Origin of the sequence: Rhodococcus sp. As11, assembly GCF_048957735.1 — a bacterium.
Lineage (GTDB): Bacteria > Actinomycetota > Actinomycetes > Mycobacteriales > Mycobacteriaceae > Rhodococcus > Rhodococcus gordoniae.
Genome location: NZ_JARDJE010000009.1, coordinates 63,132 through 79,597, shown reverse-complemented (window position 1 = coordinate 79,597; position 16,466 = coordinate 63,132). Strand labels below are relative to the sequence as shown.

Below are 16,466 nucleotides of genomic sequence, written 5' to 3'. Positions count from 1 at the left end.
GTTAGGGCAACATCTCGTATCGTCGCCCGAGTTCTCGCAGGAAGGACTCGAGAACGAGGTCGAAGCTCTCGGCGTCGATCTCGGCTGCGTACTCGCGGAGCCGATGCGCCTGTGACAGATGCGGATACCGCTCGTTGTAGGTGTCGATGTGATCGTCGAACCCCCCCGCGAACGACGTGATCGCGGAGCCGATGACGATGTACTTGATCGAGGCGCCGATCATCGTCGCGAACCGTGGTGGCCAGCCGGCGCGCGTGAGACCGCCGTGGATGGCGTCGGACGCCTGGAGGGAGACGGGCCGGGTGCCGGGGCTCGCGGCGAGGAAGGGAACCATGTTCGGGTGCGCGGCGAGCGCGTCCCGGTAGGTACGGGCCCACCGGCGTAGCGCTTCCTGCCAGTCGTCCCCGGCGAACGCGCTGACGTCGACCGATTCGCCGATGGCATCGGCGATGTCGTCGAGCAGCTGTTCCTTGGTGGAGTAGTGGCTGTAGAGCGACGGGGCGCGCACACCGAGTTCGGTGGCGATCCGGCGCATCGACACGGCGTCGAGGCCGTGTTCGTCCACGAGTCGCAGCGTGACGTCGCGGATGAGTTCACGGCTGAGCAGAGGCGTGCGGGGGCGCGCCATCCGTGGTCCTCCTTACGGGCAGGCCTGGACGAACTAACGATGTAAGGTTAGTTTGGAATCGCGAGAAGCGCTACGGCGCCGGCATCCCTGGAAGGTCTCTCCATGAACCTGAAGCTCACCGAGGAGGAGCGCGCGTTCCGCGACGAGCTGCGCACCTTCTTCACCACCGAGATCCCCGCCGACGTGCGCGCGAAGACCGCGTCCGGCACCCCGCTGGGCAAGGACGACTTCGTTGCCGTCCAGCGCATCCTGCATTCGCGGGGCCTCGCCGTTCCCAACTGGCCCGTCGAATGGGGTGGCCAGGACTGGACGCCGATGCAGCGCAATATCTGGCTCAGCGAGCTGCAACTCGCCTCGGTGCCCGATCCGCTGCCGTTCAACGCGTCGATGATCGGCCCGGTCATCGCCCAGTTCGGTTCGCAGGAGATGAAGGAACGCTTCCTTCCCGCCACCGCGAACCTCGACATCTGGTGGTGCCAAGGCTTCTCCGAGCCCGAGGCCGGCTCCGATCTCGCCTCCCTCAAGACCCGCGCCGTCCGCGACGGTGACGACTACATCGTCAACGGGCAGAAGACGTGGACGACGCTCGCCCAGCACGCCGACTGGATCTTCTGCCTCGTGCGCACCGATCCGAACGCGAAGAAGCAGGCCGGTATCTCGATGCTGCTCTTCCCGATGGACACCCCCGGTGTCACCCGTCGCCCGATCAAGTTGATCGACGGAAGCTACGAGGTCAACGAGGTCTTCTTCGAAGACGTGCGGGTTCCCGCAGAGAACCTCGTCGGCGAGGAGAACACCGGCTGGACACAGGCGAAGTTCCTGCTCGGCAACGAGCGCACCGGCATCGCCCGCGTCGGCGCCACCAAGGTGAAGCTCGCCCGTGCGAAGTCCCTCGCGGCCGAGACCCGCCTCGGGGGCGGATCACTGCTCGACGATCCGATCTTCGCGGCACGTCTGGCCGAACTCGAGAACGAACTGCTGGCTCTCGAGCTCACCCAGCTGCGCGTCGTCGCCGGGTCGGCCGACGGCAAGCCCAACCCGGCGTCGTCGCTGCTCAAGATGCGCGGTTCCGAGCTGCAGCAGGCCGCGACCGAGCTGCTCGTCGACATCGCCGGCCCCGATTCGCTACCCGCCGGTGAAGCCGATATCGACTCGCCCGACTGGGCCCGGCTCACGACGCCGACCTACCTCAACAACCGCAAGGTCACCATCTACGGTGGATCGAACGAGGTCCAGCGTTCGATCATCGCTTCCTCGATTCTCGGACTGTGAGGCCCCGGACATGAATTTCGAACTCGACACCGAACAGGACATGCTTCGCGCGACCGTCCGCGACCTGCTCTCGGGCGCGTACGACGTCGAGTCGCGCAACCGGGTGGCCGAGAGCGACCTGGGATGGAACCGCGACGTGTGGAAGCAGCTCGCCGAACTCGGCGTGCTCGGTCTGCCCTTCGCCGAGGAACACGGCGGTATGGGGGCCGGACCGGTGGAGGTCATGGCCGTCATGACCGAGATCGGTCGTGCCCTCGCGCCGGAGCCCGTGCTCGACTGCGTCTACCTGCCCGGCCGCCTCGTCGCCGAGATCGGCAGCGACGCGCAGCGCTCGGATATCGTTCCGCGACTGTCCGAGGGCACCGCGCTGCTGGCGTTCGCACACGACGAACCGGGCAGCCGCTGGCCGCACACCGAGGTGGCCACCACCGCAGCGCGCGACGGCGACTCCTGGACGTTGTCCGGACGTAAGAACCCTGTGCTGCACGGTGATTGCGCCGACACGCTGATCGTCTCCGCGAAGCTCCCCGAAGGCGGCATCGGCCTGTTCGTCGTCGACGCCGGAGCCGACGGTCTCACCCGTACGCCCTACCGCACCCACGACGGGCGTCGCGGCGCGCAGGTCGTGCTCGAGAACGTCGCGGCCACCCCGCTCGGTGAGGCGGTCGACGCGTCGGCAGCGATCACCGCAGCTCAGGTGCACGCGCAGGCGGCGCTGTGCGCCGAGGTGGTCGGAGCTCTCGACTCCTCGGTGCAGCTGACGACGGGTTACCTGAAGCAGCGCAAGCAGTTCGGTGTGCCGCTGTCGATGTTCCAAGCGCTCACCCACCGCGCCGCCGACATGTACGTGCTGTACGAGCTGGCGTCGAGCATGAGCCTGTACGCGACGATGGCACTCGCCGACGGCATCGTCGATCCGGCGATCGCGTCGCGTGCCAAGCTGCAGGTCGGTCGGTCCGCACGCAAGATCGGTCAGGAGGCGGTACAGATGCACGGTGGCATCGGTGTCACGGCCGAGCACTCCATCGGTCACTACCTCAGCCGCCTGACCGCGATCGAGCACACCCTCGGCACCATGGACGATCACCTGCGGGTGCTCGCCGGCGGCCTGAAGGACTACGAGCTCGTGGAGATCGCCGGAATGTGACCGCTCGGGCTCACTCCCGGGGCAGCAGTGTCCCCAGCGGACCGAGATCGATGTTGAGATCCTCGGGGGTGAGCCCGAAATGGTCGCGCAGTTCCGCCATGCGCTGTTCGAGCAACATCAGAGTCGTTCCGAGACGTTCGATCTGTTCGTCGCTGAGGTCGCCTGCGTCCACGCGGTGCAGTGCCTGACGTTCCATGAGTTGCCGGAGCAATTCGACGAGTGTGAGCACCAGCGTCACCAGGCCCCGCTCCACGGATTCGGGGTCGGCGTCGATGCGGGAGGGGATGTGTGCGGACTCGCTCACGTGCCCTCCCGCGCTCCACGCGGAACGGGGGCATCGATCCCCGGTACGGACAGCGTGCTGATCGACGAGATGAGCGCACGCAGCGAGATCCGCACCAGATCGATCTCCGCGATCGAGAGGGTGATGTCGCCGGTGATGACCACACCTCCGGACAGCACCCGATCCAGCAGATCGATCAGGGCGATCCGCCGCTCCTCGTCCACCGACCCGTCGGCGTACCTCATGGTGATATCCGTTCTGCTCCCGCGAACGAATAGGGCGGCCACGGCCCACTCGTCTCGAGGCGGATCCCCGAGAATTGCGATCCGAGTTCTTCCACTTCGGAACGGAATTCGTCCGTCCGGTCGTCGTCGACGAGATACGTGCCGTTGAGCACCATCCATTCGTGGCTTCCGCTCAGTGCCGGATCGGTCGGCGCGCCCCGGCGACCCGCCGCGGACGTGCGCAACAATCGGTCGTGGATCTCGTTCGCGCGTGCCGCCGCGTCGCGTTCGACGTTCTCCTGTGCTGCGAGTTGCGCGCGACGACGGAGCAGATAGGCCGTGCCGCTTCCGGAATCTGCTTCGCCCGAGTCGGATTCGGCGACGGCTGCGGTCAGCGTCTTCCGGTCCGCGAACGCTTTGACACCCCACTCGGTGCGTCCCGCGACGAGGGTCAGCGCCGACGAGAACTGCTCCTCGTGTTCGGTCAGGAGCGCACGGACCCGAGCGTCGTCGAGGCAGACGGTCGCAAGCCGGAGCGGTACGACCGATACGTGCCGCGCCAGGCCGGCGACAACCGAATCATGGGCACGCGCCACCCTTTCCAGCCAGTCCAGGTCCTCGAGATTGCGTGCCAGCGCGGCCTCGCCGAAATCGTCCAGAGGTACCGTTCCGACCACGGCGGTCAATCCCCCCTCGTGCACCGCACGGACATGTTCTCCGGCCACACCGGAGGCGGCCTCGGTCTCGTCACCGGCGAGCGCCCCGTCGGTCACGGCGTACATCCACACACCGGTCGTCTCAGTCACGGTCCTCCTCGTCCACGATCTCCGCCGGTTCCGCTTCCGTGGCCGCCTCGAGTGCGGCCAACCGCTCGCGCAGTTGCCTGTTCTCCAGCTCGAGTTCCGCCCGGCCCGAATCGACCTCGGGTGTACGCGGCTTGCTCGTCAACCACGGATCGCTCTCCCACCAGTCGATTCCGACGGCCTTGGCCGTCTCGAGCGAGGCGATGACGAGGCGGAGTTTGATGGTGAGGAGTTCGATGTCGAGCAGATTCACCTGGATGTCGCCGGCGATCACCAGTCCCTTGTCGAGGACCCGTTCGAGGATGTCGCCGAGATTGGTCGATCGTCCGCCGCCCCCGTAGGGTTGCGGCGACGACGTGCCGCCTCCACCCACGACCGTCATGTCCCGGCCCTCGCTCCGATATCGCTGCTTCCGCGTCCGTAGCGCCGGGTCCGCCGATACGCGAGCAGACCCCCGTCCAGATCGATCTCCACCTCGTAGAGCGCGAGCATGTCGGCCGACGACGGTATCCGCCTGTCCTCGACGACTTCCACCTCGACGACCCATCCGTCCTCGGTGGGTTCGATCGAGGTGACGCCCTGAGCTTCCTTCGAGGTCAGCTCCTTCAGGTGGGTGAGGGCCGCCGATGCGGCCTCGGCCGCCGAGATCGCGGGCGGGCCGGTATCTCTTGCCACGGGATCACCCCTCTCCCTCGCCGGGAGCGGAACCACCGCGGGAGATCATCCGGTTGAGCACGGCCTGTTGCGCCTCGTCCTTCTCCTCGGGAGTCAGTTCACCGGCCTCCGCCGCCTCCTCGATCTGCTCGAGCTCGCGTCGTACGTTGGCCGGATCGTGCAGTTGCTGCTCGACCTGCTCCTGGATGATCTCTCCGAGCCACATCACGCCCTTCACCGGAGCGAGAGGCAACGTGAACAGGGAGGACAACAGTCCCATGCGTCAACCCTCCTCCCCCGGATCGGATTTCGCCACGAAGTCGTAGGCCGCCATCGGGCCGAGCAAGGAGATGTCGACCCGGTCCTCCCATTCCTGGCCCAGCTCGCGGAGAATCTGCTCGAGTTCGTCCTGCCGCTCGAGCTCGACGAGGATGGCGATGTGCACGGCATCCTGCTCGTGGGTGGGTTGCCGCTCGTTGACCATCGGATCGAGGGAGGACAGAGCCTCGACCGTGCGCCGCGTGTCCTCGTTCCGTTTGGCTTCGATCGTCGCGTTGATGATCTCTCCGAGCGCCATCCGGGCCTCACGGGTCGCGTCCTCGGACTGTCCTCTGATCTGCTCCCGCAATTGTGCTGCGTCGGAGTTCTCTTCGAGAATCTCCTGCAGGATGGCCCTCTCGTCGTATCGTCCCTTCACGACGAACTGGGCGAGACCCTCGAGTTGCTCCAGCGCCGAGGCGAGTTCGTCCTCGTGCCCCTCGAGCAACTCCTCGGCCACCGCGTCGCGGTCGGTGAGAACAGCGCCGAACCGGAGAGGCAGGACCGGTGCGACGGCCACGGTCCCGTCGAGCAGTGCGGCATGTGCCTTGAGATCGTCCGGTGTGCCCAGTGCCCGGTCGGTCGGGATCTCGCTCACCAGAGCGGCGATACCTCCGGAGCGGACGACGGAGATCTGCGCGGGTGGGTTACCCACGCCCTCCGCATGATCTTCCGGTTCCACATCGGACGGCACGATTCCGTACACGTATACTGCAGTGGTCGTGGCGGTTTCGTCATTGTCACCCTGACCGGATCGTTCGGTCTGTTCGGTGGACATCAATCATCACCCCTGCGTGATCGTCGAGCAGGCTGCCGTTGTTCCTGCACGTCCCCGAGAAACTCGCTGACCTTCTCCCCAGCGGCCTCGAGAGCTCCTTTCGTCTTGTGCTTGGATCCACCGGAGGTGATGTCGCCGACCAGATCCGGAAGACCTTTCGGTTCGTTGTCGGAGATCTCCAGCCGGTTGACCGCTTCCGCGAACCGCAGATAGGTGTCGACGCTGGCGACGACGACGCGGGCGTCGATGGTGAGCAGTTCGATACCGACGAGTGAGACTCGCACGAATGCGTCGATGACGAGTCCCTTGTCCAGGATCGTATCGATGACGTCGGCGAGGCCGGACGAGTTGGGGCGGGCCATGCCGCCCCCACCGCCACCGCCGCCACCGCCCCCTGCAGGTTGGATGGTCATGAGCGGGATCCTCTCGAGCGTGCCGAACGCGTGCCGGTGGACTTCGCCGCCCGGGTTCGTTTCGCGGGGGCACGTTTCCGAGGCGGTTCGGGTTCGTCCTCTTCTTCGTCTTCCTCTTCGCCGGACTCTTCGTCGGGTTCCTCGTCCTCCTCATCCGGATACTCGTCCTCGAGGTCCTCCTCCTCGTCCCGGAGGTCCTCGTCGTCCGGCGACTCCTCGCCCTCTTCCTCGTCTTCACCTTCGCCTTCGTCGAAATCTTCGTCCTCGTCGCGGATCTCGTCCTCGTCGCCGGACGTGTCGGCGTCTTCTTCGTCACCTGTTCCGGCGGAGTCCTCCTCGGTCTCCTCGCCGGTGTCCTCCTCCTGTTCCCGTTCCTCTTCCTCTCTGCGCGCCGTCTCGTCGTCCTTGACGACTTCGCTGTCGCGGATCTCTCCGTGCCAGCCCATGATGTCGTCGGGATGCAGTACGGCTTCGGTCATGACGTGGCGCCGGAAGTGCTTCAGTTCCAGGCGGGACCGGCGACCCACTGCCCGCCACAGGTTCGCGGTGCGCTCGAACAGGCCCCGGGGGTGATATTCGAGGACCAGGAGGATCCGGGTGAGATCCGGTGTGAGTTCGTGGAAGGTCACCGCGCCGTCGATGTAACCCTTTCCGCCCGTGGAGCGCCACACGATCCGTTCGAACGGCACCTGTTCGAGGATCGTGGACTCCCAGTTCCGGCGCGACCAGAAGACCTTGCCGGTCCAGTGAAGTTTCTCGTCCTCGACCTGTTCGACCTGTTCGACCTTCTTCATGAACTTCGGCCAGTCGGCGAACTGGGTCCACAGATCGTAGGCAAGGTCGATCGGCACTCCTACGTCGATGCTCTCGACGATGTTGGTGAGCTTGATCTTCTTGTTGCCACCACCGCCGCCCTTGCCCCCGCCGGTGACGGCCTCCTTGACGTCCTGGAACTTGTCCTTCGCGGTGTTCTTCAGGTTCTCGAACCCCGAGCTCGCCGCCGCCTTCAACGGCGACTCGCCCTGAGCGAGCTTGTCGACACCGGTCAGCGCGCTGGCCAGATTTCCGCCCTTGCCCTCGGAGTAATCCTGTAATCGTCCCGCCGTGCCGGTGACTCTGTCCGACAGGCTCGACAACGCATTCTGCGCGACGGTTCCCGCGAGGCCCTGCAACGATTGCTGCAGACCACCGGTCAGTCCGCCCGTGGCCTTCCCCGCCGTATCCGTGGCGGTGCGGCCGGCCTTACCGGCGGTATCGGTCGCGGTCTTCCCGGCCTTGCCCACCGCGTCGGTGACTCCACTCGATACATCACTCGATCCGGCCATCGCTCTCACCGCTTCGTTCGACGTACGGGCGCACGACCGGAGGACGACGCACTGCTACGCGCTGCGCGCTTGCGCGGCTTGGGAGATGCCTCTTCCGAATCGTCCGAGTCGTCGCTGTCGGATGTCTTCTTGCTGCGGGAAGCCCGCGGACGGGACGTGGCGCGGGCGGCGCGGCGCCGGGGTGCGGGGCGCTCGGGTTCCGGTTCCTCGTCGTCGCCCGAATCCTCCTCGTCGGCACCCTCTTCGTCCGTCTCGTCGTAATCCGGTTCCTCGTCGCGAGTCCTGCTGCCGCGACTCCTGCCGCCGCGACTTTCTTCCCCCTCGCGTGATTCGTCGTATTCGTCTTCGTATTCCGCGTCCTCGGGCTCTTCGTCCGCTCCGCCCCCGGCCCGCGCCTGCAGACGCTCGTTGAGGGCATCGATGCGGTGGCTGGCCGCGGTCACGGCTGCGGCACGCGCCGCGTGCATGAGTTCTCCGCGAACGGATTCGGTGATCTTGCTGACCTCGGGAGACGAACCGAGCATCGAGGCGCTTCGCTGCAGGAGTTCCTGCGGGTTGCTGGGCAGTTTGCCGGTGACTCCGGCACCGGCGAGCATCATGGCCAACCGCATCTTCTTGGTTCGGCCCAGGAAATATCCGATGCCCACACCGAGGGCGACTCGTGCTCCGGGTTTCATCACCGTTCTCCTTCATCTGCCGCGCGTCGTGTAGGCGTGCTCGGAAGGTGGCCGGAAGGTCTCGGTACGGTACGCAGCCGACGCGTGTATTTATGTGATGCAAACCACAGTACGTCACTCGGGACCGTGATTCGCATGCTTCGCCGCCCTGCGGATCCGGGCAGATGACGAGAGTCGGTAGAGTACCAATCAGTATGTTCTACAGCAGGATACGAGTGTTGCTACATATTCGGTCCGCGCAGCGCGCTGTTCCCAAAGAACAGTTCTCGTACCGGCAATGCATTCGGAAAACGGATCTATCGCCCCGGCCCGGCCGGAGCGGTGATCCCCGTGGCCTGCAACGCGAATGCCGCTTCCGGGCCGATGATCTCGCCGACGAGGACGAGGAACCGGTCGACGAAAGCGGGACCATGGGCACCCTCGGTGGCGTCGTCCGGATTCTGTGGATCGAGATGGTGCGCGAGTTCGTGGAGCACCACCATCTCCCGGAACGCCCATGCGGTGTTCGCGCGGTGCTCGGGAAGGGCGATCGTCGCGCAGTCGCGTTCGTAGTGCGCGGCCGCGTTGCCGGCCCGGGCCCGCACGCGCACGGGCACGGCGGCGCGTTCCCACCGCATGATCACCCAGTCGAGGCCGAGCACGGCATCGATGTAGTCCTGGACGGAGGCGATGGAGGCGAATCGTCTCTCGACCGGAAGCGTGACGTGGGAACCGGCGACCTCGACCGTTCTCAGACCTCGTTCGTCGGCGCGGTCGAGCATCTTCCGTACGATCGACTCCGCTTCGTACACAGCGGTTCTGCGGGTGTCGCGCACCTTGGTCACCGTTCCAGCCTCCTCGGAGCCGACGGCAGTTCGGGTGCCGTTCCCAGTCGTGCCGCCCGGCCGGCGCGATCGCCCGCGCGCTGGGCGTCGGCCGAGCGCGCCGACGGCGCCCGGTTGCCCCGCCAACTGCCCCGCGCCTGCGACGTACTGCTGTAGAAGTCCTGGAGTTCCAGATTCTTCCCACGCAACACCAACGCCGTGCCCGGCGCGGATGTTTCCGCCTCGCGTTCGATCTGCTGCTTCGCCTCGGCCAGCCTGGCGCCGATCCGGGCGGCGAACGCCGACTGGAAGTTCAGTCGGGCCGTGACCGGGGCAACGGGTTTGCGTACGCGTGTGCGCACACGCCGGTCGCCGCGTTCCTCCACGACGGTACGCACCGTGGTCTCGGCCCGGTATGTGCCCTCACGCAGATACGCATCGGACGCCCGGACCATCTGCACCAGCAGGGAGGAGTACAGGGCCTCGCAGACGTCGATGTCGTCGGCGAAGCCGTAGGCGTAGATGACGGTGGAGTTCGCGGTGATGTCGCACTGCACGTCGTTGGCCGCGGCGATCGCGATGAACAACTGTGCGTAGGTACGCAGTCCCTTCTTGCCCGTCTCACCGATGGTGATCAGTCGCTGGACGGGGGCGGCACGGCGTTCCTTCGCCGCGGTGTGGCTGCGCGCGACCGCCAGATCGATCGAGGCGGACGTCGCGAGTCGCTGCGCTGCGGCGAGGAAGGCGTCGGCCTCGTGAGGGTTGTCGGTGGACTCCGCCTGGCGGAGCAACCCGCCGATACGACTCAACATCTTGTCCGAACTCACCCCGCGAGCGTAGAACGCGACACCGACTCCACCCACGAGAGCGAGAACACGTCCCGAAATTCCTGCAGAACCGCCTACTACCCAGCAAGATCGTGCAGATGGACACTGCGGTCGATTTCGTCACCGATATCAACGACACCTTCTGGTACGCGGTGATCGCGTTGCTCGTCGGCTCCGGCCTGTACTACACCGTGCGCTCGCGATTCATCCAGATCCGGCTCGTGCCGGACATGCTGCGTTCCGTGGTCGAGAAACCGACGACGATGCCCGACGGCACGAAGGGGATCTCGCCCTTCCGGGCGTTCTCGGTATCCGCGGCCTCGCGTGTGGGCACCGGCAACGTGGCAGGTGTCGCGATCGCGATCAGCCTCGGCGGACCGGGCGCGGTGTTCTGGATGTGGGTGATGGCATCGATCGGCGCGGCCACCGCATTCCTCGAGTCCACCCTCGCCCAGTTGTACAAGGTGCGCGACAAGGATTCCTTCCGCGGCGGACCCGCCTACTACATGCAGTACGGACTCGGAAAACGGTGGATGGGCATGATCTTCGCGGTGATCATCACGATCACCTACGGCTTCGTGTTCAACGCGGTGCAGACCAATTCCATCGTCGACGCGGTCTCGAGTTCCGTGGGCGAGAAGTCCACGGGGTTGCAGGTGGGTGTGGGCCTCGTCGTCGCCGTCCTCGTGGCCGTGGTGATCTTCGGCGGAATCCGCCGCATCTCCGGAGTGTCGCAGGTGCTGGTGCCGATCCTGGCGATCGCCTATCTCGTGATCGGCGTCATCGTCGTGATCCTCAACATCGGTGAGGTTCCCGCGATGTTCCGGTTGATCGTCGAGAACGCGTTCGGCCTCGAGGAGATCGTCGGTGGAGGCTTCGCCGCAGCCTTCATGAACGGCATCCGCCGCGGGTTGTTCTCCAACGAGGCGGGCATGGGGTCGGCGCCGAACGCCGGTGCCACCGCGGCAGTTTCGCATCCGGTGAAGCAGGGTCTGGTTCAGAGCCTCGGTGTCTACTTCGACACCCTGCTGGTGTGTTCGATCACGGCCTTCATCATCCTGTTGTCCGAGCCCGAGTTCGGCAGCGGCCTCGAAGGCGCGGCCCTGACGCAGAATGCGCTCGCCCTGCAACTCGGCGACTGGACGGTCCACTTCCTGGCGGTGCTGATCTTCTTCCTCGCGTTCACCTCCGTGATCGGCAACTACTACTACAGCGAATCGAACATGGAGTTCCTCACCGGTTCGCGCCGAATCCTCCCCTACCTGCGGGCGGCGGTCGTGGTGTGCGTGTTCCTCGGAGCCGTCGGCTCCCTCCCCCTCGTGTGGGCGCTGGCCGACCTCGCCATGGGAATCATGGCCACGGTGAACCTCATCGCGTTGATCCCGCTGTCGGGTATCGCCTACGCGTTGTTCCACCATTACTCCGCGCAGCGCAAGCAGGGACGCGACCCGGTCTTCCACGCGGGCGACGTACCGGGGGTGCGTGGAATCCAGGTGTGGACGGACGAGGACCTCGCGCCGGTCGACCGTGATGCGGACAGGACACGGTAGATTCCCCTACCGCACGAGCGTGTTCCGCTTCGGAAAGGATCTGCGAAATGGCGTCGGTGACCTTCGACAAGGCCACATGCCTGTTCCCCGGCTCGAGTACGCCCGCGGTCGACGCGCTCGACCTTGAGATCGAGGACGGTGAGTTCCTCGTCCTGGTCGGGCCGTCGGGCTGCGGCAAGTCGACCTCGCTGCGCATGCTCGCCGGCCTCGAGGAGGTGCACAGCGGGCGCATCCTCATCGGCGACGACGACGTCACCGGGCAGGATCCGAAGGAACGCGACATCGCGATGGTGTTCCAGAACTACGCGCTGTACCCGCACATGTCGGTCGCCGAGAACATGGGCTTCGCGCTCAAGCTCGCCAAGACACCCAAGAACGAGATCCGCGAGCGGGTCGTCGAGGTCGCGAAGATGCTCGACCTCGAACAGTTCCTCGACCGCAAGCCCAAGGCGCTGTCCGGTGGTCAGCGTCAGCGTGTGGCGATGGGACGTGCCATCGTCCGTCAGCCACAGGTCTTCCTCATGGACGAGCCGTTGTCGAACCTCGACGCCAAGCTCCGCGTCCAGACCCGCACGCAGATCGCGCAGCTGCAGCGACGGCTCGCCACCACCACCGTCTACGTCACCCACGACCAGGTCGAGGCCATGACGATGGGCGACCGCGTCGCGGTGCTCGAGAAGGGCATCCTGCAGCAGTGCGCGTCGCCGCGCGTGCTCTACAACAGGCCCGCGAACGTCTTCGTCGCCGGCTTCATGGGCTCGCCCGCCATGAACCTCTTCCGCCTCCCCGTGTTCGACCGCGGCGCGTTGCTCGGCGACACGCACGTCCCGATCCCACGCGACGTGGTCGGCCAGGTCACCGAGAAGGAGGTCGTGCTCGGCATCCGCCCCGAACACCTCGAGATCTCGAACGACGGCCTGGCCATGGACGTCGATGTGGTCGAGGAACTCGGATCCGAGGCGTACGTCTACGGCCGGGCCGACGTCGGCGGCATCGTGCAGCAGATCGTCGCGCGCAGCGACTGGCGCAACCCTCCGCAGAAGGGCGACCGGCTGTACCTGCGCTTCGACCCCGAGCACGTGCACGTCTTCGGAACGTCGGACGGGAAGCGAATCGGCTGACCCCCGCTCCGGAATCGGGCCGCGGAGTCGACACTCGACCGATTCAGGATGGGCGGAATGCCGACTTTTACCGGTGGTGCGTGCCACAGTAGTGGCCGGTGTCGGTGCACCTGGTCACCGACGTGTGTTCTTCGACCTCGAAATGGGGAGTTGTTGATGGTTCTGAATACGAAGGCGATGCGGAGGGCTGCGATCGCCGCAACGGCCGCGACCGCGCTCGTTCTCGCGGGTTGCTCGTCGGACAGCGGGGGCGACGACACCTCGACCGGCGGTGAGGGCACCGCTGCTTCCGGTGAGGGCCGCGGCCCCATCACGATCGTCGAGGGGCAGGATCCCCTGAACACGGCGCTCGAGAGCATCATCGCCGACTGGAACGCCGAGCATCCCGACGAGCAGGTGACGTTCAAGCCGCTCGCCAAGGAGGCCAACGACCAGTACGCCGATATCGCCCAGCGGATGCAGGCCAAGAGCGACGAGTACGACCTCATCGCCGTCGATGTCACCAACACGGCGGAGTTCGCCGCGAACGGCTGGCTGCTTCCCCTCGAGGGCGACCTGGCGATCGACACCGAGGGCGTGCTGCCCGCGACCGTCGAGTCGGGTACCTACAACGGCACCCTCTACGCCGCCCCGAAGAACACCAACGGCGCGTTCCTGTACTACCGCACCGATCTCGTCGACAAGGCGCCCGCGACCTGGGACGACCTGAAGGCCGAGTGCCCGAAGGCGGAGGAGGCGGGCATCGCCTGCTACATCGGTCAGTTCAAGAACTACGAGGGCCTGACGGTCAACGTCACCGAGATCGTCAATGCCTTCGGCGGCTCCTTCGTCTCCGAGGACGGCCTGACCCCGGCCGTCGACGACAAGACGGCCGAAGGCCTGCAGTTCCTCGTGGACAATTTCGAGGACGGCATCATCCCGGCCGCCGCCCAGACCTACACCGAGGGTGAGTCGCAGACCGCCTTCGGCAACGGTGAGGCGCTGTTCCTGCGCACGTGGCCGGGCTTCTACACCGACGGCGAGACGTCGTCGGTCGCCGGCAAGTACGGCATCGCCGTCCTGCCCGGCGTCGACGGTCCCGGCGTCTCGACGCTCGGCGGGTACAACGTCGGCATCAGCGCATTCTCGGATGCTCCCGCCACCGCGCGCGACTTCCTCGAGTTCATGCAGACCCGCCAGTCGCAGATGCACTACGCGGAGGCGGGCGGCGCCCCGGTTCTCGCCGAGGTCTACGACGACGCGTCGATCCTCGAGCAGTACCCCTACTTCTCGACGTTGAAGGAAGCCCTCGAGGCCGCGAAGCCGCGTCCGGCGTCGCCGTACTACTCGGCCGTGTCGAAGGCGATCGCCGACAACGCCTACGCTGCGATCCGTGGCGAGAAGACCGTCCAGCAGGCGCTGGACGACACCGAGGCCGGCATCGAGACCGCCGGCAACTGATGCTCCAGGAGCAAGTACATGGCTGACCCGCAGGTCGATAATCCCGCGGATCCGTCACACGCCTCCGCGGTCGGGACCGTGTCCGGTCCCGACCGCGGACGTGTCGGCGGACGTCACCGCGTGCCCGCGCCTCCCGCCGCGGAGGTGAAGACGCGGCGCAAGGTCCCGGTATGGATGTTCGTCGCACCGTCGATGCTCGTCCTGGCCGTGATCATCCTGTATCCGCTCGGTCGAGCGATGTGGATGTCGCTGCAGGGTGACGCGAAGCGGCTCGATCCCGAGACCGGACGGTTCGTCACCGGAGGCTTCGTCGGGATCGAGAACTACACGCGCTGGATCACCCAGACCTGCGGTACCGCCACCGGTTCGATCCCCTGCCCTCCGGGCACCCTCGGCTCGCAGTTCTGGCAGTCGATCTTCAACACTTTCTTCTTCACCGTCGTCACGGTCTCGCTCGAGACGGTGATCGGTTTCGCCATGGCGGTCGTGATGGCCAAGTCGTTCCGGGGTCGCGGTCTGCTGCGTGCCTCGGTGCTCGTGCCGTGGGCGATCCCCACCGCCGTCACCGCCAAGCTGTGGTTCTTCATCTTCGCCAACGACGGTGCCGCCAACAAGCTGCTCGGCACCGACTACCTGTGGACCGCCGATCCGTGGCCCGCCCGGGTCGCGATCATCGTCGCCGACGTGTGGAAGACGGCGCCGTTCATGGCGCTGCTCATCCTCGCCGGACTGCAGATGATCCCGCAGGACGTCTACGAGGCGGCGAAGGTCGACGGCGCGAACGCCTGGCAGCGGTTCAAGATGATCACCCTGCCGCTGGTGAAGCCCGCCCTCATGGTGGCGATCCTGTTCCGCACCATGGATGCGCTGCGCATGTACGACCTGCCCGCGATCATGATGGGTTCGAATCCCGCGACGTCGACGATCTCGGTGCTCGTCGTCGACCAGATGCGTCAGGGTGCGAACTCCGCGTCCGCCCTGTCCACGATCACCTTCCTGCTCATCTTCGCCGTCGCCTTCGTGCTGGTGCGGTTCCTCGGCGCCAACGCGGTGAGCACGCAGGAGAAGCAGCGTAAGGGGGAAGTCGTATGACCGTCACCACCACCGAGGCACCCCGCACCGAGCCGGATCCGGTGCAGGTCCGCAAGGTGCCGATGAAGCGCCGATTGAGCACGGTCGGCACCTATGCGGGCGTCGCGCTGATCGTCGTGTGGGGTCTGGCCCCCTGCTACTGGATGGTCGTCACGGCTCTGCGCGACCCGTCGGAGACGTTCAGCACGACCCTGTGGCCGTCGAACCCGACGCTGCAGAACTTCGCCGACGCACTCGACCCCGACGCCAAGGTCAACTTCTCGCGGGCGCTGCTCAACAGCGTCATCATCGCCGGTGCCACCACGGCGGTCGCGCTGCTGCTGGGCGTGTTCACCGCCTACGCACTGTCGCGCTTCGATTTCCGCGGCAAGTACTTCGTCACCGGCATCATCCTCGGCGCGTCGATGTTCCCCGTCGTCGCGCTCGTGACGCCGCTGTTCCAGTTGTTCACCGACATCGGCTGGATCGGCAAGTACCAGGCGCTGATCATCCCGAACATCTCGTTCGTGCTGCCGCTGACCATCTACACGCTCACCTCGTTCTTCTCGGAACTGCCGTGGGAACTCGAGGAGGCCGCCCGCATGGACGGTGCGACGCGGGGGCAGGCGTTCCGTCTGGTCATGCTGCCGCTCGCCGCCCCCGCCCTGTTCACCACAGCGATCCTCGCCTTCATCGCGACCGTCAACGAGTATCTGCTGATGTCGCAGCTGTCGAACGAGAGCACGGCCCCGGTGACGGTCGCGATGGCACGATTCACCGGCACCGATCCGTACGTCACCCCGTATGCATCGATCATGGCCGGTGGCACCCTCGTCATGGTGCCGCTCGTGGTGATGGTGCTGATCTTCCAGCGGCGCATCATCTCGGGCCTGACCGCGGGTGGCGTCAAGTCGTGAGGAAGGTTCCGCGCCGGAACCGACTCGAGATGCTCCTCGGCCTCCTCACGGTGTTCACGGCGATGGCCGTGATCGCCGCAGTCGCCGAGCTGACGTCGCCGCAACCCGGTGTCGTGCCGTCTCTCGTGCTGCTCGCATTCGTCGTGATGTGGGGGCTCGCGTTCCGCGCGTGGCGCCGATCGGGATGACCACGCACGTGGCGTGAGAAGCACCGG

Annotated in this window: 21 protein-coding genes; 8 read left to right on the top strand and 13 right to left on the bottom strand. The window is 66.2% G+C overall.

Features of this window, described 5'->3' with window-relative positions:
* Window position 1: 1 nt before the first annotated feature.
* Window positions 2-628, bottom strand: a complete 627-nt coding sequence (locus tag PV766_RS13955; RefSeq protein WP_064062312.1) for a TetR/AcrR family transcriptional regulator — start codon at window positions 626-628, stop codon at window positions 2-4.
* Window positions 629-730: 102 nt separating this feature from the next.
* On the opposite strand from PV766_RS13955, the gene PV766_RS13950 reads away from it, so the two are divergent.
* Together PV766_RS13950 and PV766_RS13945 are read left to right on the top strand one after the other, a co-directional pair.
* A complete protein-coding gene (locus PV766_RS13950) occupies window positions 731-1,900 on the top strand; it encodes an acyl-CoA dehydrogenase family protein (protein ID WP_016931785.1) in 1,170 nt (389 codons plus the stop codon).
* A 10-nt stretch (window positions 1,901-1,910) separates the two neighbouring features.
* The gene (locus PV766_RS13945; RefSeq protein ID WP_255161900.1) at window positions 1,911-3,047 is read left to right on the top strand and encodes an acyl-CoA dehydrogenase family protein; all 1,137 of its coding nucleotides are present in this window, start codon (window positions 1,911-1,913) and stop codon (window positions 3,045-3,047) included.
* Window positions 3,048-3,057: 10 nt separating this feature from the next.
* On the opposite strand, the gene PV766_RS13940 is transcribed toward PV766_RS13945, so the two are convergent.
* The 12 genes from PV766_RS13940 to PV766_RS13885 form a co-directional block, all read right to left on the bottom strand.
* A complete protein-coding gene (locus tag PV766_RS13940) occupies window positions 3,058-3,351 on the bottom strand; it encodes a gas vesicle protein K (RefSeq protein WP_016931787.1) in 294 nt (97 codons plus the stop codon).
* Window positions 3,348-3,575 carry a gas vesicle protein gene (locus tag PV766_RS13935; protein ID WP_064062314.1) on the bottom strand — a complete coding sequence of 76 codons (228 nt, stop codon included), beginning with the start codon at window positions 3,573-3,575 and terminating at the stop codon, window positions 3,348-3,350. The genes PV766_RS13940 and PV766_RS13935 overlap by 4 nt, the downstream gene beginning before the upstream one ends.
* On the bottom strand, window positions 3,572-4,360 hold the full coding sequence (locus PV766_RS13930; RefSeq protein ID WP_064062315.1) for a GvpL/GvpF family gas vesicle protein: 789 nt from the start codon (window positions 4,358-4,360) through the stop codon (window positions 3,572-3,574). Before PV766_RS13930 ends, PV766_RS13935 begins: the two co-directional genes overlap by 4 nt.
* Window positions 4,353-4,739 (bottom strand): gas vesicle protein GvpJ, encoded by a 387-nt coding sequence (gvpJ, locus tag PV766_RS13925; RefSeq protein ID WP_064062316.1) that lies wholly within the window; start codon window positions 4,737-4,739, stop codon window positions 4,353-4,355. Before gvpJ (PV766_RS13925) ends, PV766_RS13930 begins: the two co-directional genes overlap by 8 nt.
* The gene (gene gvpO, locus PV766_RS13920; protein ID WP_016931791.1) at window positions 4,736-5,032 is read right to left on the bottom strand and encodes a gas vesicle protein GvpO; all 297 of its coding nucleotides are present in this window, start codon (window positions 5,030-5,032) and stop codon (window positions 4,736-4,738) included. Before gvpO ends, gvpJ (PV766_RS13925) begins: the two co-directional genes overlap by 4 nt.
* Before the next feature lie 4 nt (window positions 5,033-5,036).
* Window positions 5,037-5,291, bottom strand: a complete 255-nt coding sequence (locus PV766_RS13915; RefSeq protein WP_016931792.1) for a gas vesicle protein GvpG — start codon at window positions 5,289-5,291, stop codon at window positions 5,037-5,039.
* A 3-nt stretch (window positions 5,292-5,294) separates the two neighbouring features.
* Window positions 5,295-6,107 (bottom strand): GvpL/GvpF family gas vesicle protein, encoded by an 813-nt coding sequence (locus PV766_RS13910; protein ID WP_129975124.1) that lies wholly within the window; start codon window positions 6,105-6,107, stop codon window positions 5,295-5,297.
* Window positions 6,107-6,520 (bottom strand): gas vesicle protein GvpJ, encoded by a 414-nt coding sequence (gene gvpJ / locus PV766_RS13905; protein WP_172506068.1) that lies wholly within the window; start codon window positions 6,518-6,520, stop codon window positions 6,107-6,109. The genes PV766_RS13910 and gvpJ (PV766_RS13905) overlap by 1 nt, the downstream gene beginning before the upstream one ends.
* Window positions 6,517-7,845, bottom strand: coding sequence for an SRPBCC family protein (locus PV766_RS13900; RefSeq protein WP_129975126.1), 1,329 nt, complete (start codon window positions 7,843-7,845; stop codon window positions 6,517-6,519). The genes gvpJ (PV766_RS13905) and PV766_RS13900 overlap by 4 nt, the downstream gene beginning before the upstream one ends.
* Window positions 7,846-7,850: 5 nt before the next feature.
* Window positions 7,851-8,522, bottom strand: coding sequence for a hypothetical protein (locus PV766_RS13895; RefSeq protein WP_129975128.1), 672 nt, complete (start codon window positions 8,520-8,522; stop codon window positions 7,851-7,853).
* Between the two features lie 296 nt (window positions 8,523-8,818).
* On the bottom strand, window positions 8,819-9,346 hold the full coding sequence (locus PV766_RS13890) for a TIGR04338 family metallohydrolase (protein ID WP_064062321.1): 528 nt from the start codon (window positions 9,344-9,346) through the stop codon (window positions 8,819-8,821).
* On the bottom strand, window positions 9,343-10,152 hold the full coding sequence (locus PV766_RS13885) for a DUF2786 domain-containing protein (protein WP_064062511.1): 810 nt from the start codon (window positions 10,150-10,152) through the stop codon (window positions 9,343-9,345). The genes PV766_RS13890 and PV766_RS13885 overlap by 4 nt, the downstream gene beginning before the upstream one ends.
* A gap of 98 nt (window positions 10,153-10,250) precedes the next feature.
* Here PV766_RS13885 and PV766_RS13880 point away from each other — a divergent pair, with 98 nt between their 5' ends.
* The 6 genes from PV766_RS13880 to PV766_RS13855 all read left to right on the top strand — a co-directional run bounded on the left by PV766_RS13880 (window position 10,251) and on the right by PV766_RS13855 (window position 16,439).
* A complete protein-coding gene (locus tag PV766_RS13880) occupies window positions 10,251-11,702 on the top strand; it encodes an alanine/glycine:cation symporter family protein (RefSeq protein ID WP_064062322.1) in 1,452 nt (483 codons plus the stop codon).
* A 47-nt stretch (window positions 11,703-11,749) separates the two neighbouring features.
* A complete protein-coding gene (locus PV766_RS13875; protein WP_064062323.1) occupies window positions 11,750-12,823 on the top strand; it encodes an ABC transporter ATP-binding protein in 1,074 nt (357 codons plus the stop codon).
* A 156-nt stretch (window positions 12,824-12,979) separates the two neighbouring features.
* Entirely contained in the window at window positions 12,980-14,263 is a 1,284-nt protein-coding gene (locus tag PV766_RS13870) for an ABC transporter substrate-binding protein (RefSeq protein WP_064062324.1), read from the top strand.
* A gap of 18 nt (window positions 14,264-14,281) precedes the next feature.
* Window positions 14,282-15,355 carry a carbohydrate ABC transporter permease gene (locus PV766_RS13865; RefSeq protein ID WP_064062325.1) on the top strand — a complete coding sequence of 358 codons (1,074 nt, stop codon included), beginning with the start codon at window positions 14,282-14,284 and terminating at the stop codon, window positions 15,353-15,355.
* A complete protein-coding gene (locus PV766_RS13860) occupies window positions 15,352-16,251 on the top strand; it encodes a carbohydrate ABC transporter permease (protein WP_371053444.1) in 900 nt (299 codons plus the stop codon). Before PV766_RS13865 ends, PV766_RS13860 begins: the two co-directional genes overlap by 4 nt.
* Window positions 16,248-16,439, top strand: coding sequence for a hypothetical protein (locus PV766_RS13855; RefSeq protein WP_016931804.1), 192 nt, complete (start codon window positions 16,248-16,250; stop codon window positions 16,437-16,439). The genes PV766_RS13860 and PV766_RS13855 overlap by 4 nt, the downstream gene beginning before the upstream one ends.
* The last annotated feature ends 27 nt before the right edge of the window (window positions 16,440-16,466 follow it).

Coding starts and splice junctions, on each gene's coding strand:
- PV766_RS13935 (WP_064062314.1), bottom strand. CDS start 3,575: ATGAGGTACGCCGACGGGTCGGTGGACGAGGAGCGGCGGATCGCCCTG.
- PV766_RS13870 (WP_064062324.1), top strand. CDS start 12,980: ATGGTTCTGAATACGAAGGCGATGCGGAGGGCTGCGATCGCCGCAACG.
- PV766_RS13915 (WP_016931792.1), bottom strand. CDS start 5,291: ATGGGACTGTTGTCCTCCCTGTTCACGTTGCCTCTCGCTCCGGTGAAG.
- PV766_RS13955 (WP_064062312.1), bottom strand. CDS start 628: ATGGCGCGCCCCCGCACGCCTCTGCTCAGCCGTGAACTCATCCGCGAC.
- PV766_RS13900 (WP_129975126.1), bottom strand. CDS start 7,845: ATGGCCGGATCGAGTGATGTATCGAGTGGAGTCACCGACGCGGTGGGC.
- gvpJ (WP_064062316.1), bottom strand. CDS start 4,739: ATGACGGTCGTGGGTGGAGGCGGCACGTCGTCGCCGCAACCCTACGGG.
- gvpJ (WP_172506068.1), bottom strand. CDS start 6,520: ATGACCATCCAACCTGCAGGGGGCGGTGGCGGCGGTGGCGGTGGGGGC.
- PV766_RS13950 (WP_016931785.1), top strand. CDS start 731: ATGAACCTGAAGCTCACCGAGGAGGAGCGCGCGTTCCGCGACGAGCTG.
- PV766_RS13880 (WP_064062322.1), top strand. CDS start 10,251: ATGGACACTGCGGTCGATTTCGTCACCGATATCAACGACACCTTCTGG.
- PV766_RS13910 (WP_129975124.1), bottom strand. CDS start 6,107: ATGTCCACCGAACAGACCGAACGATCCGGTCAGGGTGACAATGACGAA.
- PV766_RS13865 (WP_064062325.1), top strand. CDS start 14,282: ATGGCTGACCCGCAGGTCGATAATCCCGCGGATCCGTCACACGCCTCC.
- PV766_RS13860 (WP_371053444.1), top strand. CDS start 15,352: ATGACCGTCACCACCACCGAGGCACCCCGCACCGAGCCGGATCCGGTG.
- PV766_RS13875 (WP_064062323.1), top strand. CDS start 11,750: ATGGCGTCGGTGACCTTCGACAAGGCCACATGCCTGTTCCCCGGCTCG.
- PV766_RS13895 (WP_129975128.1), bottom strand. CDS start 8,522: ATGAAACCCGGAGCACGAGTCGCCCTCGGTGTGGGCATCGGATATTTC.
- PV766_RS13945 (WP_255161900.1), top strand. CDS start 1,911: ATGAATTTCGAACTCGACACCGAACAGGACATGCTTCGCGCGACCGTC.